At 57.8% G+C, this 23,306-nt stretch carries 20 protein-coding genes and 1 pseudogene; 11 read left to right on the forward strand and 10 right to left on the reverse strand.

Annotated features, from left to right (window positions below):
* Positions 1-364, reverse strand: a pseudogene (locus JMY28_RS13130) (hypothetical protein); the annotation flags it as partial.
* A 524-nt stretch (positions 365-888) separates the two neighbouring features.
* On the opposite strand from JMY28_RS13130, the gene JMY28_RS13135 reads away from it, so the two are divergent.
* Positions 889-1,986: a hypothetical protein gene (locus tag JMY28_RS13135; RefSeq protein ID WP_201696375.1), complete on the forward strand. Its 1,098-nt coding sequence runs from the start codon at positions 889-891 to the stop codon at positions 1,984-1,986.
* Between the two features lie 392 nt (positions 1,987-2,378).
* On the opposite strand, the gene JMY28_RS13140 is transcribed toward JMY28_RS13135, so the two are convergent.
* Positions 2,379-2,993: a tyrosine-type recombinase/integrase gene (locus JMY28_RS13140; RefSeq protein WP_201696376.1), complete on the reverse strand. Its 615-nt coding sequence runs from the start codon at positions 2,991-2,993 to the stop codon at positions 2,379-2,381.
* A 1,040-nt stretch (positions 2,994-4,033) separates the two neighbouring features.
* Here JMY28_RS13140 and JMY28_RS13145 point away from each other — a divergent pair.
* The gene (locus tag JMY28_RS13145; RefSeq protein WP_201696377.1) at positions 4,034-4,378 is read left to right on the forward strand and encodes an EthD domain-containing protein; all 345 of its coding nucleotides are present in this window, start codon (positions 4,034-4,036) and stop codon (positions 4,376-4,378) included.
* Between the two features lie 419 nt (positions 4,379-4,797).
* Here JMY28_RS13145 and JMY28_RS13150 read toward each other — a convergent pair whose 3' ends face one another.
* Positions 4,798-5,664 carry an aldo/keto reductase gene (locus JMY28_RS13150; protein WP_201696378.1) on the reverse strand — a complete coding sequence of 289 codons (867 nt, stop codon included), beginning with the start codon at positions 5,662-5,664 and terminating at the stop codon, positions 4,798-4,800.
* A 64-nt stretch (positions 5,665-5,728) separates the two neighbouring features.
* Positions 5,729-6,118: a DUF3331 domain-containing protein gene (locus JMY28_RS39530; protein ID WP_407945504.1), complete on the reverse strand. Its 390-nt coding sequence runs from the start codon at positions 6,116-6,118 to the stop codon at positions 5,729-5,731.
* A gap of 429 nt (positions 6,119-6,547) precedes the next feature.
* On the opposite strand from JMY28_RS39530, the gene JMY28_RS13160 reads away from it, so the two are divergent.
* From JMY28_RS13160 to JMY28_RS13190, 7 genes are all read left to right on the forward strand, one after another.
* On the forward strand, positions 6,548-7,177 hold the full coding sequence (locus tag JMY28_RS13160) for a TetR/AcrR family transcriptional regulator (RefSeq protein WP_268960637.1): 630 nt from the start codon (positions 6,548-6,550) through the stop codon (positions 7,175-7,177).
* A gap of 355 nt (positions 7,178-7,532) precedes the next feature.
* On the forward strand, positions 7,533-8,513 hold the full coding sequence (locus JMY28_RS13165; RefSeq protein ID WP_201696381.1) for an NAD-dependent epimerase/dehydratase family protein: 981 nt from the start codon (positions 7,533-7,535) through the stop codon (positions 8,511-8,513).
* 92 nt (positions 8,514-8,605) lie between these two features.
* The gene (locus JMY28_RS13170; RefSeq protein ID WP_201696382.1) at positions 8,606-9,943 is read left to right on the forward strand and encodes a flavin-containing monooxygenase; all 1,338 of its coding nucleotides are present in this window, start codon (positions 8,606-8,608) and stop codon (positions 9,941-9,943) included.
* A gap of 285 nt (positions 9,944-10,228) precedes the next feature.
* Positions 10,229-11,341, forward strand: coding sequence for an NADH:flavin oxidoreductase/NADH oxidase (locus JMY28_RS13175; RefSeq protein WP_201696660.1), 1,113 nt, complete (start codon positions 10,229-10,231; stop codon positions 11,339-11,341).
* A gap of 100 nt (positions 11,342-11,441) precedes the next feature.
* Complete coding sequence (locus JMY28_RS13180; protein ID WP_201696383.1) at positions 11,442-12,446, forward strand: LysR family transcriptional regulator; 1,005 nt, start codon at positions 11,442-11,444, stop codon at positions 12,444-12,446.
* 143 nt (positions 12,447-12,589) lie between these two features.
* Entirely contained in the window at positions 12,590-13,465 is an 876-nt protein-coding gene (locus JMY28_RS13185) for an alpha/beta hydrolase (protein ID WP_201696384.1), read from the forward strand.
* Positions 13,466-13,495: 30 nt separating this feature from the next.
* Complete coding sequence (locus JMY28_RS13190; protein ID WP_201696385.1) at positions 13,496-14,497, forward strand: XdhC family protein; 1,002 nt, start codon at positions 13,496-13,498, stop codon at positions 14,495-14,497.
* Positions 14,498-14,547: 50 nt separating this feature from the next.
* On the opposite strand, the gene JMY28_RS13195 is transcribed toward JMY28_RS13190, so the two are convergent.
* From JMY28_RS13195 to JMY28_RS13220, 6 genes are all read right to left on the reverse strand, one after another.
* Positions 14,548-15,651 carry a Gfo/Idh/MocA family protein gene (locus JMY28_RS13195; protein ID WP_236596842.1) on the reverse strand — a complete coding sequence of 368 codons (1,104 nt, stop codon included), beginning with the start codon at positions 15,649-15,651 and terminating at the stop codon, positions 14,548-14,550.
* Positions 15,652-15,697: 46 nt separating this feature from the next.
* Entirely contained in the window at positions 15,698-17,014 is a 1,317-nt protein-coding gene (locus JMY28_RS13200; RefSeq protein ID WP_201696387.1) for a cytochrome c, read from the reverse strand.
* Between the two features lie 50 nt (positions 17,015-17,064).
* On the reverse strand, positions 17,065-19,269 hold the full coding sequence (locus tag JMY28_RS13205) for a xanthine dehydrogenase family protein molybdopterin-binding subunit (protein WP_201696388.1): 2,205 nt from the start codon (positions 19,267-19,269) through the stop codon (positions 17,065-17,067).
* A gap of 11 nt (positions 19,270-19,280) precedes the next feature.
* Positions 19,281-19,736 carry a (2Fe-2S)-binding protein gene (locus tag JMY28_RS13210; protein ID WP_201696389.1) on the reverse strand — a complete coding sequence of 152 codons (456 nt, stop codon included), beginning with the start codon at positions 19,734-19,736 and terminating at the stop codon, positions 19,281-19,283.
* 176 nt (positions 19,737-19,912) lie between these two features.
* Positions 19,913-20,545 carry a flavin reductase family protein gene (locus tag JMY28_RS13215; RefSeq protein ID WP_201696390.1) on the reverse strand — a complete coding sequence of 211 codons (633 nt, stop codon included), beginning with the start codon at positions 20,543-20,545 and terminating at the stop codon, positions 19,913-19,915.
* Positions 20,546-20,640: 95 nt separating this feature from the next.
* Positions 20,641-21,519 (reverse strand): NmrA family NAD(P)-binding protein, encoded by an 879-nt coding sequence (locus tag JMY28_RS13220; RefSeq protein WP_201696391.1) that lies wholly within the window; start codon positions 21,517-21,519, stop codon positions 20,641-20,643.
* 334 nt (positions 21,520-21,853) lie between these two features.
* On the opposite strand from JMY28_RS13220, the gene JMY28_RS13225 reads away from it, so the two are divergent.
* Together JMY28_RS13225 and JMY28_RS13230 are read left to right on the forward strand one after the other, a co-directional pair.
* Positions 21,854-22,243 carry a tautomerase family protein gene (locus JMY28_RS13225; protein WP_201696392.1) on the forward strand — a complete coding sequence of 130 codons (390 nt, stop codon included), beginning with the start codon at positions 21,854-21,856 and terminating at the stop codon, positions 22,241-22,243.
* A 34-nt stretch (positions 22,244-22,277) separates the two neighbouring features.
* Complete coding sequence (locus tag JMY28_RS13230) at positions 22,278-23,267, forward strand: zinc-dependent alcohol dehydrogenase family protein (protein WP_201696393.1); 990 nt, start codon at positions 22,278-22,280, stop codon at positions 23,265-23,267.
* Positions 23,268-23,306 lie beyond the last annotated feature (39 nt).

Raw genomic sequence — 23,306 nt, forward strand, 5'->3', positions numbered from 1 at the left:
TGAAGGCCTCCTGGGCGTCCATCTGATATGCGCTGAACAGACCGAGCTCCACGCAGTCCGCCACTGCGCGCTGGACCTCCGCCACAGAGCCTGCTTCTTCCGGCTTGCCCAGCTGCGCGGCCCTCAAAAACCGGCCAAGTCCCGCCTCCTGGATCGCAGGACCATCCACAGACGCATCTTCCTCACCATCCTTGTCGAGCGGCACGTAAATGTATTCTTCGTTTGCGAAGTGCGACTTCTTGCCTTCGTCAAACTTGATCTCGCCATCGACGCAGTCCAAATAGCGAGTACCGATTCGGCCATGCTCCCAAACCCAATTCTTCAGGAGCGGACGTAGTGGATGCAGCCTGTCGTGATTAGCCATTGAATCCTCCAAGTGCCCCAGTATAGTTTCAAGTGGTTGCTTGGCCGAACCCCGGCCGATATCGAATTTCCGTAGTCGACCAGGAGGAGACGTTCATCCGTGCGCGCATTTGGTCATTCTTGCGTCCGCATCGCCCAGCAAAGAGCCGTTAGGGCAATGAACGATTTGGCTTCGATTTGCAGATAGAGAATGTGTATAAAATAAACGGTGCTCGGTCCCGGTGGCGCCGCGTGGAAATAGACCCCGACTGTTCGAGCGGCGGAGCTCGCGCCTATCCGTAAGGGTGTCCGCGCCACTTGTTATCACTCACTGTGCGCTGTCTTCCGCAGAACGAACGGAGGAATTGGGAGAATGCGCCGCGGCACCAACGTGACCGTCGCTGACTGCAACACGGACAGCGAAGACCACACGCTGCGCAAGTAAATTTCAGCTCGGGTGTGCCGGATTTGCCGTCGACTCAGTCTTGCCCTAGGTTTTGAAGACTGCGCGCCGCGCAAGGCTTTTATTTACACGAGGGGCTGTCCATGACTCCTTTTTCTTCAATTTTTCGTAAATTAAAGTTGTGTTGCAAAAAGCTACTGAATACTTTCGCCGTCGTGATCCTGCGTCCGATAAGACTACTGGATCGGCTTGACCTTGAAATTAATCAGAGTAAATGGATTCTTCGCCGTCTGGAGCAAGTCAGCAAGAAATGGGTGCCCGTCATAGAGGTGAGACTGACATATCAGTTATTCCTCATATTTATTTTCGCTAGCATTGCAAACTCGCTACTTTTCTTGATTGTCTCTTTATCAAGTAACGAGACGCTAGCCGTGGTTGCTATGATATCGTCGATATTGCCGCTCCTCGTTGTAATTGGTGGGTTGATCTACTTGTCGCCCGGAATGACGTACCTTCTGGAGTTCCCGCTAACGAAGATTGGCTTGGCAATGATTGCATCGGCAACCCTTTGGGTAGGCCGTGGCGAGACGGAAATCCGGCTTAATTCAATTTTTACGATTGATGGAAGTCAATTTCCGATGGCGCTAGCCGTCGGCACAGTTCTTTGGTCGTTGAAGGCTATATACAGTTGCATGCTTTTTCTAGGCGCTGCGATGTCTTTGATTAATGTATTCTGGATGTTTTTGTCAGATGCCAATATTCCAAGCGCTGACAAACTCCTTGGCACCAAAGAAACTCGGCATCGCATCGAGGCCGTCTTAGGTTGTACATTGGGTGTGTTGGTGTTTGGTGCACTGGCGTTTTCGTTTTTGAATTCGATGAATTTAGATTATTATATATTATCGCGCGTTGCACTTAAATATGATTTAAATTCTTTCTCCAGATGTGTTGGTCTGTCCGAAGGGGATAGCGTATTATTTTTGGGCACGGATAATTCCAGGGCTCTTGTGGTTGGGCCTATTCTCGGTATCAAGGGAAATATATTCATGGGAGAAGAGTTGAGAAAATGGCCCAAGCCAACTGTTCGCGGCATTGCGGCGTGCAATGAGATTTCGATTCGACCACGTAGCGCTACTTTTACCCGGCAAGAATTAGACAAGGCCGCGAGCTCTCCAGACCGCCCGTGCCCGGCTTGCGCCGATTCAATGCAGCAACCCCGGAAGGCTTGGCTAGAGCGCTAATTGCGGGTCTCGGCCGTCGCCACTTTCTGCTGTAACTGCGCAGTATTCGCAACGCCCGTTTATCATTCCAATTGCCTACGTGTAGCACCGAGGGACCGCCGTGGGTCGCGAGTACTCATTCGCTCCCGTTGGCACCCGACAATCGAGGCTACGACGGCTCGAGCGGCGGCAAAGCGCCTATCAGCTGCCTTACAGTGGCCGACACTCCAACGTTTGCTATGGCCGAATTGAATGCGTAGGCCGTCCGGCAGCTTTCCGGATCGAAGCGGCGTCGAAGATGGCTGTCCTGCGGCAGCGGCGCCGGCACAAGTCCGCCGGTCTTGTCTCAGAAAGGGAGAGCGGCCACGCGAATCCCGATGTAGCGTCTTCTCGCGCGGCCGGAAACTGCTGTGCTAGATTTCAGTCTGCTCCGAAATCTCGAGCGCGTCGTCGACTTCGATGCCAAGGTAGCGGATTGTGCTTTCAATCTTGCTATGGCCGAGCAGCAGCTGCACTGCCCGGAGGTTCTCCGTGCGTTTGTAAATCAGGGTTGCCTTGGTGCGGCGCATCGAATGCGTGCCGTACGCTGTCGGATCAAGCCCTGCTGCACCCGCCCACCGACGTATCATCCGTGCGTATTGCCGGGTTGAAAGATGCGGGGACGCCGATAGCCGACTTGGGAAGAGGTACTGTTCGGATCTGAGGGCAGCCTTCTCAAGCCACGCGCCGACCGCGTTCCGGGTCGACTCGGTCAGTTCAAACTGGACAGGGCGCTGGGTCTTTCGCTGGATGACTTGCGCCCGCGGCAGGATCTGATTGCCGTGCGTGACATCGCGGACTCGCAGGCTGACAAGATCACAACCACGTAGTTTGCTATCGATTGCGAGGTTGAACAGGGCGAGATCGCGGACAGCATGAGCGTTCTGAAGGTAGATCCGGATCGCCCAGACGTCCTTCGGCCTCAGCGGCGGCGTCTGGCCGACCAGCTTGCCCTTGTTCCATGCCTCACGGGATTGTTCGGATTTCATCGCAGTCTCCCACAGGGATGATGGGAGTTCGATTGTGGTACACGCCCTCGACGCCAGCGTGGAGTGGTTTGACCGAAGTTCGCACCGGCCCGCCAGATATTGCCTTACCGGCATCCAGCAGCCCTTTCACCCGGGCGGCTGCTCCGCAACAGAATGCTGCCCAACGACCTACAGGTAAATTTCGGCCATAGCAGTCGTTCACTCACCGGACCTGCACTGGCAGCAATAGGCCGCTGAACAGCCGTTTGTTGGATAGCCATCTGGAGCGGGCGCTAAAGTATCTAGCGAATGCTTACTTCCGCCCCGAAGAGGCGGTTCGAACTTGGGCCAATGTCACGGCCGCTCTCGAAAGCGAATCGGTCATCCGCCCATGCCAGCTAGTAATACGTGGGGACTATGCGGCGTCGCGCCGATTTGAACTGCCGTTCTCGTCGACGCGATCAAAGATCGATTGTTCAGTTTTTTCTAAAACAGATTTGGACGCAAACGAATAAATGCACCTATGCGCGCAACTACAATAGACATGTCGACTCAGCGTAACTGAAGGCTCCGTAGACATCGCTCGCACATGCACAGGATTTGCTCTGAGCTCTCCTAGTGAGATGACGAGACTCGTATTGCTACCGCCAAATTCCGGTGTGCGGCGATCTGTTCTCGCACGAAGACGAGCAACGCGCCCAGAATCGCGGCGACTCCGGGATGGGCGATAACGCGGCGAAGCGGCGCTTGGTGTTGAGTCTCCTCGCCAGCGAAGTTTTGGACCTTTCCAACGCCCCCGAAACGCCGCCGCAAGGGACCGAGATTATCGCTGTCCGATCGCATTTCTTACGGGATCCATAAGGAAAGCGAAATTGGCGTCATTGCATTGCGATACGATAGCTCTGCTCTTTGTGTGAGACGGCACATTCGCGTCCCACTTTCAAGCAGGTATGCAATCACCCGCATGGTCATGACACGCGCTCCCGGTCACGGGAGTCTGCAAATTTCGCTATCCGGTCAGACAATCCTTCTCTTACAAGCCCTGCGAAACGGAGCATCATATGCTTAAAGTCTATATATTGAGCCGTCGCCGTTCTGATATGACGCACGAGCAGTACATGACACATTGGCGGGATGTTCACGCGCCGCTTTTTTCAAACCAGCCGGATACGAAGCGCTACGTTAGACGGTACATTCAGTCACGACTCACTGGGGATCGTCCAGAAGGGGCCGTGCTGGGCGAAGTGGATGGCATCGTACAGCTTTGGTTCGATGACATAGACGGCTTTCATGCCTTCGCAAATTCGCCTTCGTACAGAAACGTCATCCAGCCCGACGAAGAGCGATTCACCGATCCCACGAAATGCGAGTACTTCTTCACAACAGAGCACACCATTTTCGAATGAAACGCGAAGCCGAATGCAGTGCGCCCGTCCCGGCAGGCGCAGTTCGGCCAGGCAGAGACCCTCCGCGCGACCACTGCTTGGACATTCGTGCGACTTCTTCTCCGTCAACGGCCCATCGACCACCGATGAAGTACATCACGTCGTCGGCCATTGCGGACGGTCGGTGATCGGGAGCCGTGCGGCCGCTGCATGATATACAGGGCACCTTGCGCTCCAGTGCAGGTGTCCGGTTGCTATTTTTCAATCCTTCGCAACATACCGGACATTGGGTGAGGATTTGCTCGACTGCGTGTTTCGCACCCGCGCGTCCAAATGCTTCGTTCGCAGCAAGAAAACGCAATGCGAGCAGAGCAACGCGGAGAAATGAAGGACTTGCCAACCGACCGGACGGTGCCACAGGCGAATTGGCAACAGGGAGGTCAACTCGCGAAAGCATTCAAACGGTTCATCTCGTCGTTCGACAGTTTGATATTCGCGGCTGATACATTCGCCCGCAGATGAGCCCGATTAGACGTCCCTGGAATTGGGAGCATCACGTGGCTCTTGCGGAGCAGCCATGCGATAGCGATTTGCATCGGTGAAGCACCGTGGTTGCGAGCGACTTCGCCCAGCGTGGTAGACGACTCGCCGATACTGCCCGCGGCCAACGGGTACCAAGGTATGAAACCGATATCGTTCGCTTCGCAGTATTCGAGTACCGATTCGCTCTGACGATCAAATAGATTATAGCGATTTTGAACCGTCGCAACCTTGAAGTGCTTCGACGCGGCTTTAATCTGCTCGACGGATACTTCACTCAGGCCGACGAAGCGGACGAGGCCCTCTTTCTGCAAGGCATTGACTGCGTCAAATTGCTCGTCGGCGGGGACAGCCGGGTCGACTCGATGCAACTGCCAAAGAGAAATCTGTTCAACACCGAGATTCTTCAAGCTTCGTTGCGCGCGTTCACGAAGGTATTCGGGTCGCCCGTCTGGTTGCCACTGATCAGGGCCGGGGCGGCGTAGCCCAGCTTTGGTCGCAACGATGACATTCTTGTATGGATGCAGGGCCTCGCGGATAAGCTGTTCAGACACTTCTGGCCCGTACGAATCGGCCGTATCGACGAAATCGATTCCGAATTCCGGCAGCGACTGCAAGACACGAAGCGCTTCTGCTGGATTGTCCTGCGGCCCCCATATCCCGGGTCCGGTGATTCTCATCGCGCCGTAGCCCAGTCGGGTAATGTCTACTTCGCCGGCAAGCTTGAATTTGCCGGCCGCAGATGCGGAAATTAGCGGATCGCTCATGAACGGAAGGTCCTTCAGGTAAAGGTCGAACGCTTGGGTGTCTCGCCGCTTTGGACGATGACTATCAGTCTCTAACCGACGAGGCGAGAATCATTGCTCGCTCGTTGGCTGGAGGATTAGAAACACGGGTATATGGCGCGTACACGACATCCCCACGCGCAATCAAGTCGCCCGTCAGAGCACACCGGCCAGAGCGGCGTGCCGACCGTTTGGTCCAAAGCTGGTCACAGTAGTGGCATAACGTGGCGTCGCGCCAGCTTATGAGGATAGACCGGTCGGTGACACGTTCGACAAACGTGACTACTGCGTGCGACAAGTGACGCATAGGCCCGTCGTCGCCGGATGCCTTACGACGAGGCTTTTGAGGGCGTTGGGCAGCGCTCCTTCGAACCCGTTCGATGTACGGATTGCCGTTGCAATCAGTCAGCGCTTCGAGCACGGTGATCGTGACCATCCAGGCATCTCGGGTGGCAGTCGGCTCAGTTTGCTTAAATCCCGAGGCGATGACGCTCACTTTTTCCCTCCGTCGTTAGGCCGGGCAGCAGGACATAGGCATCGCAGCGTTGCCGAAATAACTCGCAACTTTCAATGGCAGTGATGCTATACCGCGCGATAGGACGAGATAAATTGGCTGTATCCGAATTCACAATTTGACGTTCTCAAACAGTGGATCTCTCGCGACCTTCTCTGAGCTTGGAAAGGTACGATGTCGACATTGCCCGAGGGCTACTACCGGGTATGTTGGGCGACTTTGTCGAGGTCGCTATAATTCAATAATGCTGAACAGTGGGCCCCGCCGGGCCTTTGGCGCCGGAGGGTTTCCCTCCAGATGCGCGCACCGAACCGGGACGATATGACTCCGAGCAAGCAGGAAATTTTGCGTATGGCAGCGGAATGCTTCATGGAACAGGGCTTCCATGCCACCAGCATTGACGACGTGGCCCGCCGCCTTGGCGCGACGAAGGGCCGGATATACCATCACTATCCTTCGAAGATCGAGCTTTTCTTCGATGTCCACCGTGCGGGGATGGAACTGCTCTTTTCTGCCGTCGAACCTGCCAGTCAAGTCGATGGCGACGGCATCACTGTCCTTGCAGCGATGCTGGAAGCCCATGCGATGGCGATCCTTGAGCATCACACCTTTGAGAGTGTTGTTGCGCAGGGGGTCCAGATGCATCGTTTCGGTGCGACAACGCCGGCACAACGGGAAATACTGAATGAGCTGATAGGCAGTCGCGACCGATTCGAAGCGATGTTCAAGAAAGCGGCAACGACAGCTCGCAAGGACGGTACCCTGGCCAACGTGGACATATCGATTGCAGTCAAGACACTGCTTGGCGGCATTCAATGGTCGCTCATCTGGTACCGGCCACAAAGCGACACGGGGCCTAAGTCGCGGCGTCATCTTGCTGAGCAGATGGTCAAGACGCTCGTGGATGGGGTTCGGGCGCGCGGCAACACACAGGCCGCGTCCGCGCCGGCGCCTGCTCGCAGCACACGGAAACGAGGTTAGTAGAGGGGCAGGGCGCATCCTTCGGGATCTCAATCGCACATCACCGCTTCTTCGCTCAATCGAAATACAGCTACTGTCCCCATAAGTAGTCCAGCGACATGCTTTGTCGCCAGAATTTGTTCATTTGTCCCCTGCCTTTCCTCCTGACTTACAGGCCCAGTCTTCCGGCGCGGCTGCGGATGCGCAATCCCTTCTTGGAGTAGGGGAAATGCTTGCGCGAAAAAAACCTACTGAGTAGTATGTTTCTCATGCGAGGGAGAAGCTGCGACATGGTCTTCCTTGGGGGCCGTCCGTCGCGTCTCGATTCGGGTGGCTGAGAAGTAGGGGTCACGAGACATCCGAAAGGAGGCGATCGATGCGTGTAATGGTCACAGGCGCGGCAGGATTTATTGGACGCGCACTCACCGCAAAGCTGTTGGGCGGCGCCACTCTTGCGGACGGGTTTGGAGGCTATCGATCCATCGAAGAAGTCGTGCTCGTCGATCGCGATTTCCCGGAAAAGGAGCAATTCGGTGCGCCTCGTGGGGTTAGGGTTGTTCGGATGATGGGAGACCTCTCTGACGCCAGCTTTGCCGCCGAGGTCGCGTCGATTGGCGTCGATGCCATCTTCCATTTGGCCGCGGCGCTGACGCTGGATTCGGAAGTGCGAGACGACGTTGCGTATCTTGTCAATGTGGAGGCAATCCGGCGCTTTATCAGCAAGTCGTCGCCGTTCACTCGATTCGTATTTGCAAGTTCGATTGCAGTATTTGGCGGGGAGCTGCCGCCGGCAGTGACGGATCTTGAGCGCTTCTCCCCTGAAACGACCTACGGAACGCATAAGGCCGTTGCCGAACTGTTGCTCTCAGATGCTTCAAGGAAGAACCGCATCGACGCCCGCGTCCTTCGATTGCCTATTGTGCTCGTCCGCCCCGGCGCGAATGTTCCCGCAGTATCGGACAGGATTGCCGCGATCGTGCGCGAACCGCTCGCCGGACGAGACACGGTCTCTCCGCTTGCGGCCGAAACGCATATACCGGTTGCGTCGGCGGGGGCAGTTGCCGCGGCGTTCATCCGGCTACATGATGTGCCGAAAGAAATGCTTCCGCCATCGCGAGCAATGAATCTACCGTCACTCACTGTAAGCATTGAGCAGATGATTGCCTCGACGCGCAGGCAAGCCGGCAATCGAGAACTGGGGAAGGTCCATTGCGCTCCCGACGCTCGATTGCAGGCAATCGTAGACGGATGGCCACGAGCATTCGTTTCGGATGTCGCTACGCGTCTTGGCATCGTTGGAGACCATTCGATCGACGATATCATCGTTGAATATCTCGCCGGCAATCGAAGCAGCTAGACAGCTACATCACAAGAAGCAAAGCATATTTCAGGACTCGTGCTTCGTTCGCCAGGAAGGTGAAAGCATGGGAAATTAATTTAGGACACCGAATGAAAACGTCTGGCAAATCGAAGCGACAAGATAATATTGTCGATCTTCCCGTATGCATAATTGGAGCGGGTTCGTCAGGCGTAGCAGCCGCGAAAGCACTCAAGGAAAAGCGCGTCGAATTCGATTGCTTCGAGATCGGCTCGAATATCGGAGGTATGTGGCGTTACGAGAACGACAATGGGATGTCTTCCGCGTACCGAAGCCTCCATATCGACACCAGCCGTGTCAACCTGGGTTACTCCGACTTTCCGATTCCCGACCACTACCCGGACTTCCTTTCTCATTTTGAAGTCATCGATTACCTCGAGGCGTACGCTGACCGGTTTGGCGTTCGTCCACACATTACATTCAACACGAAAGTCGAGGATGTTAAGCCCAACCACGACAGGAGTTGGTCAGTTCGCCTGAGCACGGGTGAAATCCGGCGTTACCGGGCTGTCATTGTCGCCAATGGGCATCTCTGGGACCCGCGTACAGCGGAGTTTCCCGGCACATTTGATGGCGACTCCGTCCACTCGCATCACTATCGCACCGCAGACCCATACAAGGGAAAGAACGTGCTGATCGTCGGGATTGGCAACTCTGCGGTCGACATCGCGGTGGACGTTTGCAAAGGGGCGAACAAGACGTTCCTGTCGACGCGTCGCAGTGCGTGGGTGATGCCAAAGTACATCATGGGGTTGCCGATCGACCGCTGGCTGGCCTTCTTCTCACGGCGCCTCAAGCTACCCACCACATGGAGCCGTACTATCGTCAAACGCATCGCGTACATGGTGACAGGCGACCAACAGCGGTTCGGCATTCCACGCCCGGAGCACGCCATCTGGCGCGAACATACGACGCTGAGCCAGGAACTCATTCCCTATTGCGGTCATGGCTGGATCAACATCAAACCGAACGTCAAGCAACTCGAGGGTATGGACGTCTCGTTTGAAGATGGTAGCCGCGAAGCGATCGACGCCATCATCTACGCCACAGGCTACAAGACGACGTTTCCATTCCTGAGGCCGGAAGTGTTCTCCGTTCGGGACGGAGAGGCCGCCCTATATCGTCGCATGCTTGCCCTGGAGCGGCCCGGCCTCTATGTGCTGGGACTGATCCAGCCGGTCGGTCCGACTATTCCTTTGGTCGAAGTTCAGGCGAAGTGGCTTGCCTCGGTCCTGGCTGACGATACGGCGCTCCCCGCCCGGGAGCGCATGGAGGCGGAAGTGCGTGCTCACGGCGAAGAGATTGCGCGGCGATACCTCGGCTCGGCGCGCTACACGCTTGAGGTCGATGGCCGGCGATATCGAAAGCAGTTGTTCGGCGACATAAGCCGTGGCGTGGCCGGTATCTGAAAAGCTCGGCCGTCCTTGTGCCAGCGAGTCTTGTCGATTGTTGAGAAGACTTAACAATACAATTCAGCGCTCCTCGCACAAAGGCATTTTCCGGCTCCCGTAGACTAACCGGCAACCAGATGGCAGACGGTGGATAACGCCTGCTTGCATGGGAGAGGCATGCCGTACGCGCTAGTTCGCAGAATAGGGAGGTCTGGCGCGTCTACTCCCCATGCTGCGGGGTTCATCGTCCCGGAAGAGAATTTTCAGAAAATCAACTTCGTTTCGAATATAAGTGAGGCTGCAATGAGCGCTCTTTTCACTCCTTCACGTCTGGGTTCGCTCGAATTACCGAACCGCATCGTTGTTTCCCCCATGTGCCAGTACTGCGCGGACGACGGTCGCGCAAACTCATGGCATCTCGCTCACCTGGGCGGACTCGCACAATCCGGCGCGGGCATGCTCGTCGTCGAAGCGACCGCCGTTGAACCCGCAGGACGGATAACGCCTGGCTGTCTGGGCCTTTGGGATGACGAGACGGAAGCAGCACTCCGGCCAGTTGTGTCTCTCGTGCGAGAGAACTCGAACATGGTCCTCGCCATGCAGATCGCCCACGCGGGTCGAAAGGCATCTAGCGCAGTGCCATGGAAGGGCGGCGCTTTTTTGCCGAGCGGGGAGGGAGGATGGACGACCTATGGCCCGTCCGCGATACCGCAAAAGCCTGGCGAGACTGCGCCCGTCGCGTTGGACGTCGACGGACTTTCCCGCATCAAGCGACAGTTCGTCGAGACGGCCAGGCGGGCCGACCGTCTCGGCTTCGACGCACTGGAATTGCACGCGGCCCACGGCTATTTGCTTCACCAGTTTCTTTCGCCCATTTCGAATCAGCGCACCGACGATTACGGCGGCTCGCTGCAAAATCGCATGCGTTATGTGCTCGAAGTGTATGACGCGGTGCGGGAAATGTTTCCTGCACACAAACCGGTCGGCGTAAAAATATCGGCGACGGACTGGGTAGACGGTGGATGGGACATCGACCAGTCTGTCGCGCTTGCCCGTGCGCTCCAGTCTAGAGGCGTTGCGTGGATCACTGCATCGTCCGGCGGCATCTCGCCAGCGCAGAAGATTACCGTGGGTCCGGGCTACCAGGTGCCGTTTGCCGAACGCATCAAAGCGGAGACAGGCGCGACGACCATGGCCGTGGGGTTGATAACCGAACCGGCGCAGGCCGAAGAAATTGTCGCCAGTGGCAAGGCGGACTTCGTCGCGATAGCCCGGGGCATGCTGTATGACCCCCGGTGGGCATGGCACGCAGCGGCTGAACTAGGCGGTGTCGTCAGCGCAGCCCCGCAGTACTGGCGGGCGCCCCCTCACGGCTACGCGCATCTGTTCGGTGACATTGTCCACGGCGCGCGGTAAGGCGCGAAGCTTTGTCGCCTGCTTCAGGCGCAAACAGAAAGCGATGAATCACGTTGACCCGGCGTAAGCGCATTCGCCGGGTCTCCTGGAAAGGTTGAAGATGGACCGTCTGCAAGCAATGAAAATCTTCACGCGCGTGGTGGAGACGAACAGCTTCACTCGTGCGGCAGACTCGCTTGGCCTGCCGCGAGCGAACGTCAGCGTCATCATCCAGCAACTGGAAACGTATCTGAAGGTGCGCTTGTTGCAGCGTACTACGCGAAGACTGAACGTCACCCCCGACGGTGCAATCTACTATGAGAGGTGCGTAAGGGTCCTGGCAGACATTGACGACATCGAGAGTTCCCTTGAGAACCGCGGCATGTCTCCACGAGGCAAGATCCGGGTCGACCTGCCGAGCGCGCTGGGACGTACAGTCTTGATGCCGCGGGTTCACGAGTTTCACACGAAGTATCCCGATGTCGATCTGATGCTGGGCTTTTCCGATAAACCCGTTGACCTTATACAAGAGGGCCTTGATTGCGTGATTCGCATCGGCGCATTGCAGGACTCTTCGCTCGTAGCGAGACGGATTGGTTTGTATCAGGGTGTCACGGTTGCCAGTCCGCAATATCTCGAACAGTTCGGAACGCCCAATTCAATAGAGGAACTGCAAACGCATACGTCGGTGAACTACTTCTGGGCCAGGACAGGGCGGTTCATGGAATTTACTTTCGATGTGGATGGGAATGCCGTTTCGATTCCAGTGAAGGGCCGGATATCGGTCAACGACGCGGAAGCGTACGTCGCGGCTGCCTTGGAAGGTCTCGGAATCGTACAGGCGGCGCGATTCATGGCACTCCCTCATCTTCAGTCGGGTGCCCTCGTCGAAGTGCTGGAGCAGTGGAAGCCCATGCCTATGCCGATCTCCGTGGTTTATCCCCACAACCGGCACCTGTCGCCAACGGTACGTGTTTTTGCGGATTGGGTGGCGGAACTGTTCGGCGCGAGTGACCTCTTCAAGGACGTCGACGTCAGGGAACGTTTTCTGCGGCATCAGGCGAAGCATCAGTCTGCTGAGAACGCCGAGACTTTCGGCGACGCTACTGGGCAGCCAATCGCTTGAGCGGCACGGTTGCTTCACATCTCGACCATTGTCGATTGACGCTGAATTCTGTTTAGCGGCGTTGCAGATTTATCGAGCGCAGGTATCGGAACAGAATTGAAGCATTGCAAATGCCGGGAAGACGTTCATAGCGTCAATCGACGATGTTCATTCAGACCGAGTTGGGACTCTGTATCGAGGACGTCCAGATAGGCGGACATGCTCAACCTATCACGCTCCGAAGTTATCGACCGGCGGTCAAGGGCTCGACGGTTCCGATGATCCTGTATTTTCACGGCGGGTCGTTTACGTCGGGTACGCTAGAAGATGGCGACGTTACCGCTTCACGGATTGCGAGGTCGACGCCCGCGTGGGTTCTCTCCGTGGGCTACTCACTCGCGCCGCGTTTTCCCTTCCCTCACGCAACCGAGGACGGGTATCGGGCTCTGCTTTGGGCGGCAGCACAGGCCCGCGCGCAGCGCGCCGACCCTCGACGCGTGGGTCTCGCGGGTCATGACGCAGGCGGTAACCTTGCCACATGCGTGGCCGCCATCGCGCGCGATCGGTCCGACGTGAAGATCGGGGCACAGGCGCTGATTGCGCCGCTTCTGGACCCCAGCATGACGCGACTCGCTCGTGAAAGCGACATGGACGAATCGTTTGATTTGGCGGCATGTGCTCGAGGCTACGCTGACTATCTTCCGGGTCCGCTGCATCGCCTGCATCCCTATGCTGCTCCTATCGAATCCCGTCGCCTTTGGGGTCTCTCTCCGGCGCTGATATGCAGTGTGCGGTCGGACCGACTGCGTGTCGAGGCGGAGCGGTATGCCAGCGCGTTGATTTCAGCCGGGGTTCATACGGAAGTCACGCGATACGGCGAGACCTCACGGCGGGAGATCGTCAGTCATGAAGCGACTCTGTTGGACCTGGTGTCGTTTTTCCGCAAACGGCTGGGTGGCGCGCGGCGCTTACGGAATGGTTCCCGGTCGGGAGCCGGGTTTGACCTCCCGGAAAACATAGGATCCGGCTCGCTTGAATGAGCCGTCTGCTTCGGGTACAGGAAGGACGTGATGGACAGCATGGATCAGGAAGTACTGCGTACCGGTACACGATGGTTGAAAGCGGGCCATCGTGTGTTTCTCGTGACCGTGGTGAAAACGTGGGGATCGTCGCCGCGCCCCGAAGGCGCAATGCTTGCGATCCGCGAGGACGGCGCGGTGGTGGGCTCGGTTTCGGGTGGCTGCATCGAGGACGATCTCATCGCTGCCGTCCGTGCAAGCCGAATTGTCGACAAGCATCCCAGCACACTCAAATATGGCGTGACGGCGGAAGAAGCATGGCGATTCGGCCTGCCCTGCGGTGGCACGATTCAACTCGTTGTGGAGCCGCTTGTTGACGCAAGCGTTATCGGCACTCTCTACGAAGCGGTGAGCAGCGGAAAGCTGGTCTCGCGCACGCTCGATATGGAGACCGGAGCCGTGCTGCTTGCCGACGCAGCGCAAACGGATGGATTGCACTTCGATGGGCAAAGACTAGTCACCATCCATGGTCCGCGCTACCGGATGCTCGTGATTGGCGGCGGTCAACTCTCCCGATACCTGTGTTCGATGGCGGTGGGTCTGGACTATCAGGTGACTGTTTGCGACCCTCGAACCGAATATGCCGATGAGTGGGATATTCCCGAGATCCGCATTGTCCGTACAATGCCCGACGACGCGGTACTCGAAATGCGACTCGACCGGCGGTGTGCGGTGATCGCGTTGACGCATGACCCAAAGCTCGACGACCTTGCTCTTATGGAAGCCTTACGAACGGAAGCGTTCTACGTCGGGGCATTGGGTTCGCGAAGCAACAATGCCGCGCGTCGCGAGCGACTTCTGGAATTTGATTTGACGTCTAACGACATTGCTCGCTTGCACGGGCCCGTGGGACTCTATATTGGAAGTCGGACGCCGCCCGAGATCGCTATTTCCATTCTCGCCGAAGTGACGGCAGCAAAGAACGGCGTCGTCGTTCCGAAGTCGTCGACGATCGAGGGGGCGAAGCCAATACGTGCGTTGGAGGCGGTCTGATCGCTTTGCCAACGGCTCCGGCAAGTCGTTGCTTCCGGAGCCGGTCAAGCTCATGAAGCACCAAACGCAACGTGTGTTCCGGTTTCGGATGACTTCACCGCAGCGTTAATCAACTCGTGTATCCGCACCGCGTCCGAAAAGTCGGGCGCCGTTTTCGTTCCATCGCGAACATCGTTCGCGTACGCTGCGTAGAGCCCCGCAAGTTCGAGAACGGCCGACGGTAGCTCGGAGGGTGGAAGCTGATCGTATGTGGTGGGAACCGGCAGAGCCTGCAAGGGCACGTTGTCACCGTGAGCCCCTTCCACTATGTAGTCGTCGCCAACGTCGCCGAAAGCGGCGCGATTGGTGATGCGCAAATCTCCTTCCGTGCCGGTGATATCGAGCTGCACGCCGGAACCGTTGCGCTTTCCACCTTCGATGTGGACGGTCAGCACGGCGTCGTCCGCGAGCTTCCCGCTCAGGATCATCTGGTCGGGCGTGGTGGTCGGGATGATTTCGCCGGTTTCTGCGATGGTGACTTCCCTGAACTGATTGACGACGAGTGCAGAAACTTCGTCGGGCCAGCCCGTGCTGGCGAAGAGCATGTCGAGAAAGTGGCCTGCATAGATGGCAATGACGCTGGAGAAGTTCTCGGGCGGTACGGTCCAGCGCAGTCCTTTCCCCCTTTGAGCCTGGAAGTAGTTCATGCTGACGTGCATCCGCACCGAGCGGAGCTTCCCGACAAAGCCTTCCCGGATAAGATCGCGAACATACCGGTTATGCGGAGCGAGCCGGCGTTGCAGCCCGACGATATGCCTTACGTTTGCCGAACGCGCGTGTTCGACCAGTTCCTTCGAGACGTCGATATCGGGTGTCAGCGGCCATTCGCAATACACGTCCTTACCTGGCGCGATGGCGGCACGCACACCGTCAGCGTGCTGCGGAGCGGTGGTGAGGACCACGACCAGGTCGACTTCGGGGTGATTCACGAGATCGTCCACGCTTTGCATGACATGTTTGACGCCATATTCACGGGCGATATCTTCTGATGCTCCTTGGCGTTGGCTGAATACCGCAGTGACTTCGTACTGCGGCAGCAGCTTGAGCACGCGGAGATGACCATGTTTGGCCCAATTGCCTGCGCCAATGAGGCCCACCCTGATCGGGGCGTCCAAGGTCGTTACTGGTTGAGATGCCATAGCTTTACCTCGATTCCGTAGTTTAGTGGTCGCGTGCGGTGAGCGTCGCGCCGCTTTGCTGCCGCAGTCGCGCAACATCTGCTGCATCGATGTGCGACGGCTCCGACCCGAATCGTCCCGTCACGTAGTTCGATACAGCCGCCACTTCCGCATCGGTGAAAATAGCGCCGAAGGCAGGCATGCCGGCCTTGTCCTCGGAGCCATGATTGATGCCCGAGAGCACCATCTGCGCCACGTTCATCGCGCTCGGGTCGTTGACAGCGCGTGAACCCGTCAATTGAGCTTCCGCTCGAATCGCACCTTTGCCGGTCCATGAATGGCAGCTTGCACAGACGCCTTCGAAAATGCGCTTGCCAACCGGATAGCCGGGCGGACCGATCGAATGCGAGGGTGAGGCGGCCTCAGCCAACCGGTCGGGAATGTTTTCGCTCTTTATGGCGGGAACGGACTTCAGGTAGGTGACCATCGCTGCTATGTCCGGCGCCGTGAGATACCGGAAGCTCAGATCAACCGCCTCGGCCATCGGGCCGCCTGCCGTGCCTCGTCCGTTTGCGTGTCCCGAGGACAGGTAGCTCGCAAGCTCTTCCGGCGTCCAGTTGCCGATGCCCGTGCCTTTGTCGGAGGAGATGTTGTATGCGTTCCAGCCTTCCGCTACGCCGCCGGAGAATTTCAGGCGGTTGTCGAGCGACTGTAACAGCGTCCGCGGCGTATGACATTCGCCGCAATGCGCGACCGCCTCCACGAGGTAAGCACCTCGATTCCATTCCGATGACTGCCCATCGATTGGCTTGAACCGGTCGTTGCTGTTGAATAGCAATGCCCAGAAGACCATCAGCCATCGCTGGTTATACGGGAACCTGAACGTATTCGGCGGGTTTTCCCGCCGAACGGCAGGCAACGAAAGCAGATACGCCTTGATAGCCAGCACGTCGTCGTCGGTCAGCATCGTATATGAGGCGTATGGGAACGCCGGATACAGTCTCGTGCCGTCGCGCGAGACGCCCTGGTGCACCGCGCGAAGGAACTCGGCGTCAGTCCATCCTCCAATGCCGGTTTCCCTATCGGGCGTGATATTGGGGGAGTACAGCGTGCCGAAGGGCAGCGAAAAAGGGCGCCCGCCCGCGAAAGGTTTCCCGCCCTTCGCGGTATGGCAGGCTTCGCAATCCGCTGCTCGGGTCAGGTATCGGCCGCGAGCGACGAGGTCTGCGTTCGCCAGTTCTGTGGGTACACCGGTGGGTGAATGACCTTGATACGAAGTGAGGCTCACCGGTTTGCCGTTTGCGAAGGCCATCGGTCCGGGCTGCAACAGGACCCAACCCAGAAAGCCGAGACCCACCACGACGACAATCGCCGCCAGCCCGGCGAGCGTGATGAGGGCGGCTTTCGCGCTCATGTCGTCACCTGCTTTTGCAGCAGTTTCGGGTTGATGGGCATGCGGGTGAGCTGCACGCCAGTGGCCGCATAGACGGCATTCACGATTGCCGGTTGCACAACCACGGTTCCCGGCTCGCCGATGCCGCCCGGTTTTTCGTTGCTGGGGACGAAGAAGGTTTCTATTTGCGGTAATTCGTCGAACCTGAGGACGCGGTAGTCGTGGAAATTGCTTTGCTGTATCCGGCCACGTTCAACGGTGACTTGTCCATAAAGAACCGCCGTGATGCCAAAGATCGTGCCGCCCTGAACCTGTGCTTCGAGCGTGTCGGGGTTGACGATGAAGCCCACGTCCGTAGCCGTGACTGTGCGGGTGACGCTTACGTTCCCGTCGTCGGAAACCGAGACCTCAGCGACACAGGCGAGATAGCTGCCAAAGGCCGACAAGACGGCAATGCCTCGACCCACGCGAGTGCCGACTGGGCCGGGCGTGAGCGGATGTAACCATCCCGCCTTTTCGGCCGCGAGGTCGAGCACGCCGAGTGCGCGCGGATTGCCTTGCAGCATGCGGCGGCGGAACGCCAGCGGATCCGTGTTCGTAACGTGCGCAATTTTGTCGACGAGACTTTCAATCGCGAACACGTTCGCGTTGGGACCCACCCCGCGCCAAAAGCTTGTCGGAATCGGCGTTTCCTGGCGAACATACTCGATCAGGACGTTGGGGACCGCGTATGGCATGTCGACCGCGCCTTCCACGGCATCGAGGTCGACGTTCTTGATAAAAAACTCGGGCAACCATCGAGCGAGCAGCGCCGGACCGGTGATCCTGTGATGCAACGCGAGAATCTTTCCGTCCTGAATCTTCGCACGCACGTGCATGTGATACATCGGACGATAGTTCTCCTGCTGTACGTCTTCCTCGCGCGTGTAGACCACTTTCATGGGCCCGCTAACGTGCTTGCCAATGCGGACGGCCTTGCTAATACCGTCCATCTCCAGCCGCCGCCCGAATCCTCCGCCGATAATATGGTTGTGAATGGTCACTTGTTCAGTCTTTAGCCCTGAAGCCGCCGCGGCCGCATCGCGAGCTTTGCCCATTGCCTGCGTACCGACCCATACCTCGCAGGCGTCGGCTCGGACGTCGACAGTACAGTTCATCGGCTCCATTGCCGCATGCGCGAGAAATGGCAGTTCGTAGGTCGCCTCATAGATGCCGTCACCGCTCAGATGTCCGGGGGCGTCACCCGCCTTTTTGGCCGGAACGCCTGGGCTTTGCGCACCTTTCTCGAGCGCAGCCCAAAGTTCGTCTTGCGAGAGGTTTGCATTCGGGCCGTCGTTCCAGGTGACGGTGAGCGCCGCCAGTCCCTGCTTCGCGGCCCACATGTGGTCGCCCACGACAGCGACCAGGTCATCCAGCACGACCACCTGCCGCACCCCGGGAACCTCGAGCGTTTTGCTATCGTCAACGTGGGCCACCTTGCCGCCGAAGACCGGGCTGGACTGCAAGGTGGCAAACTTCATTCCGGGCAGAACGACATCGATGCCGTATTCCGTCTTGCCGTTCACCTTATCGGGTGTATCGATACGCCGCACCGGCTTGCCGATATACCGGAAGCGGGATGCGTCTTTCAGCGCGGGCGCAGCCGGCGGCTTGACAGTCGCGGCTCGATCCACAAGCGAGCCGTACCTGGCAGAACGACCGCTCGCGTCATGGATCACCATGCCATCGTGCGTTCGAAGCGCGGCAGGGTCGACGTTCCACTGGCCAGCCGCTGCGGAAACGAGCATGTAACGCGCGCTTGCTCCTGCTTTGCGTAACGGCATGAACCAGCCCATCGTCGTCGTGGAGCCACCGGTGAGTTGCTCGATATAGATGGGATTGCCATAGTGCTGCCGGTCGGCAGGCGCATGTTCCGTCTTGACGCGGCCAAGGTCGACGTCGAGTTCTTCTGCCAGCAACATCGACATTGACGTATAAACGCCTTGTCCCATTTCCACGGAGGGCATGATGAGCGTCACGGTGTCGTCCGCTGCGATACGGATGAACGCGTTGGCCACGAAATCCGTGCGCGCCGCCGAGGGAGCGCTGATTTCGGCTGCGCGCGTCATGATGTGGAAGCCCAGCAGCAATCCGCCTCCGGCGATTGCACTGGCATGCTGAATAAAACGCCGGCGCGAAACTCCACGCGACGACAGCGACGCGATCTTTTCGGTATCTCCCATCTCGCCGCCCCTTATGCCTTGGTTGCCGCGTGCTTGATCGCAGCTTCGATGCGAACGTAGGTTCCGCAGCGGCAGATATTCCCCGACATTGCAGCGCGAATGTCATCATCGGTAGGCGAGGGATTGCCTGCAAGCAGTGCGCTCGCCGACATGATTTGTCCCGACTGGCAGTAGCCGCATTGCACTACTTCCTTCTCGAGCCACGCCTCCTGGACTTTTTTCCCCGACGGCGTATCGCCAATGCCTTCAATCGTAGTAATGGCATGGCCGATCGCGGAACCGACCGGCAGCTGGCATGAACGTATTGGCGTTCCGTCGACATGTACCGTGCAGGCGCCGCATTGCGCGATCCCACAACCAAACTTCGTTCCCGTCATCGAGAGCACATCTCGGAGCACCCAGAGAAGGGGCATCTCAGGGGGAACATCAACTGACTTCGATACTCCGTTGATTTTCAGCGTTTGCATGCCGCGTCGGCCTCCGTGCTATCCAATGGGCGGAAAGGACTGCTCTACGCCGGTAGTTTAAGAATGCAGATGTGACCGACATAGCCCGCACCTTTAAAAACTCATATCAGGTTTGGCTAACAATAAGAAAACAGAGGGGACGGCCACCCGTTGCATGCGCTGGAAATACACTGTGTTCAAGGCTCAACGGGAGTCCACGCATCAAAAGAGATCCGCGGCAGCTGCAGAATGTCGGAAGTGCGCACATATGAGTTCGCCTCCATACGGCCGACGAGCTGAAGTTTGCGGGTGTCGATGTAGCACTTTTCGGCGTCGATGACAGCGTCATCGTTGATGTGCATATGGACAACGCGGCCTAGCACGAGAGACCGCAGCGGTCCGAGAGGAACAATCTGCGTCAGACGGCACTCGAAAGCGACGTGGCTCTCGGCGATTCGCGGCGTGGAGATCTTGACGGACCCGGCAGGCGTAAGTCCCGCTTCAGAAAACTCGCTGAAGTGTGGCGGAAACTCGATTGCCGAAATATTCATCTTGTCGAGGTTATCTTCGCTGACAAGATTGACCACGAATTCATTGTGCAGCCGGATGTTCGTTCCCGTGTCTTTCATGTCGATTTCCGACCGGTGCTGAATCGAAAAGCCGACAACAGGAGGGTCTTCGCCGAACACATTGAAGAACGAAAAAGGTGCGGCATTCAGCTTACCGTTCGCGCCGACTGTCGAAACCCAGGCTATGGGACGTGGAGTCACGGTCGATCCCAGCAGCTTATAGCGCTGTTTGGCGTCGAGTTTATCAAAATCAAATTCCATCTTTTACCTCATTGAAAAGTATTGGGAGAGCCCATCAATTCGCTGCGACCGCCGCGCGGTGAAGACGCTCACTGTGCGGAGAAGCACGGCTGGTTTCAGTAGACGAACTCGGCCCGGTGCTTGTCAGCAAACGTAGACCACGTCGCGCCACGACGGCCAAGAATGGTTTCCATGACGGAGAACGGCGCGCCTTCCTCCGGTTCCTTGCCTTCCGAATAGCGGGCATAGTTCTCGTAGGCGGAGTACATGTAGGCGCTGTCCGCGCCGGCAGCCAATGCTTTGTCGAGGAATTCCCGGGCCGGACGCGGTTCGTAGATGAATGGCTTTCCTATCGCGCAAGAGATCTCATGCGCAACCTCGTAATAGGTCTTCACGTCTGAAGCGAGCCGGTACACATTGCCAGTATGCTTTTCGGTGTCGAGCACGCAGGCAGCGGCTACGGCCGCCACGTCGTCCGTGTCGACCCAACTAATGCGTGCGCCGCCAACGTAGTGTCGAACGACACCATTGTCGACTGCACGCGAGCCGCCGTAGCCCAGGAGGTTCTGCATATAGATGTCCGGGCGGAGGTGGGTGAACGAAAAGCCTGCCCATTCAATGTAGCGCTCGACGAACTGCTGCCAGCCCCAGTGCGCAACCTGCGTGTCGTCCGTTCCGCAAGCGCCGAGATGCACGATATGCCTGACGCCTGCGCTTTTTGCTGCGTTCAGGAACGCTTTGCTCTGACGAAACATATCGACGGTGTAGCCCGTCATCATGAAGACGGTGTCGATGTCACGCATCGCCGGCAGCAGGGTCTCAACGTTGTCGAAGTCGAGATTTACAGTCGATACACCCAGCGCGGCGGCCTTTTCGGGCGAACGCGCGCCTGCGACGACATCGATAGAGGGGTTGTCGCGAAGAAGAGAAACGAGCGCGGAACCCACTTTTCCCGTTGCTCCCGTGACCAGAATCCTCGATTCGGCGTTGCTCATGTTGAAACTCCAAAAGCGGTCGCTACAGCGAAATGACGTCGGCATGGTGCCGTCGCATCCCGGCGTGCAATAGATTCTATCTCAACAAACATACTACCGGGTATGTTCTTCTGCCGGTGAAACTGGGTGCGAACTGGACGAATTCAATAGGGCAGGAGTGGCTGAACCGCATGGGACGAGGGTAGAGGCTAGCAGTGAGTGCATTGTTCAACGTCCTTGAAATCTCTGTTTATCAGAGGCACATGCCGCGCTCTTCCTGTGGGCTGTAGAGTGAGGCCGCGCGCTGGCTTTTTTTTGGCGAGGGCGCGAGTGCGCCGTCAACCGGGAGAGCCTTATGCCGCTGCTTCGTTTCGATATATCCAAAGGGCACGCTGATTCGTATATCCAGAACATGCTCGACGGTGCTCATCGCGCTGTGCTGCGCGCCTTTTCCGTTCCCGAAAGAGACAGGTATCAGATAGTCCACGAGCACGAGAACGGCCGGATGGTTGTCCAGGACACTGGGCTTGGCATCGTGCGCTCTTCGAACGTGGTTGTGATCACGGTCGTCAGCCGTCCTCGGTCCGAAGACGCCAAACGATTGTTCTATGAAGCCGTGTGCAGCGAACTCATGGAGGCGTGCCAGATTAGCCCGGACGACGTCGTGGTGTCGTTCATCATCAATAGCGACGCCGACTGGAGTTTCGGGGAAGGACGTGCTCAGTTCCTGACCGGTGAACTCTAGACCGCTACAGTCATGTGTGCAGGAGGTGCTAGACATGGCACGCGTAGTAACGTTTAGTGAATACGGTGGTCCAGAGGTGCTGGACATCAAAGATGTCGATATCGCTGCGCCGGGGCCGTCTGAGGTAAGAATCCGCGTGAAAGCAATTGGCCTCAACCGCGCGGAGTCGATGTGGCGATCGGGCAAATACGTCGAGCCGGTCAAGCTGCCGGCCCGACTTGGCTATGAATCGGCCGGGGAAGTCGATGCAGTGGGTTCAGAGGTGCGGCACGTGAGGGTCGGGGACGCCGTGAGTACGATTCCGTCGTTTTCGCTGAACGACTACGGTATGTACGGCGAACTCGTGCTGGCGCCGGCGCATGCCGTCGTCAAGCATGAGTCGTTCATGTCGTTCGAAGATGCGACTGCGATCTGGAATCCACTCATTACGCCGTATGGCGCGTTCGTCGAGTCGGGTGCGCTACGGCCTGGCGATGCCGTTCTGATTCCGGCCGGGTCCAGTTCGGTTGGCATCGGTGCAATCCAGGTTGCAAAGATGGTCGGCGCGGTACCAATTGCGCTAACGAGAACGAGCGCCAAACGCGAGCGGCTACTGGAGGAGGGGGCTGCACATGTCGTCGTAACGGACGAGCAGGACCTCGTAGAGGAAGTCCTGCATATCACTGGCGGCAAAGGGGCGCAGATTGCGTTTGATCCTGTTGGTGGGTCGACCTTTCCGAAGCTTGTGGCGGCGATGGCAGAGGGCGGAACCATTTTGGTCTACGGTGCGCTTTCCGACGAAGTGACGCCCCTGCCGATGCTCGAAGTGCTCGCAAAGCGCATTGTTATCCGCGGCTACAACCTGTTTGCAACGACCACTGATCCAGTGAGACAAAAGGCAGCGACCGAGTTCATCTTCGACGGCATCAGGAAGGGCGCACTCAAACCTGTCGTAGCCAGACGCTTCATGTTCGATGAAATCCGGGAAGCTCACAGGGAACTGGAAAAGAACCAGCACTTCGGGCGCATCGTCGTGACCGTCTAATGGCGGCGTTACGCGTTGCGAAGAGGCGGCGGGGTCACC

The sequence above is a fragment of the Paraburkholderia hiiakae genome (assembly GCF_904848665.1).
In the GTDB taxonomy this organism is placed as follows: domain Bacteria; phylum Pseudomonadota; class Gammaproteobacteria; order Burkholderiales; family Burkholderiaceae; genus Paraburkholderia; species Paraburkholderia hiiakae.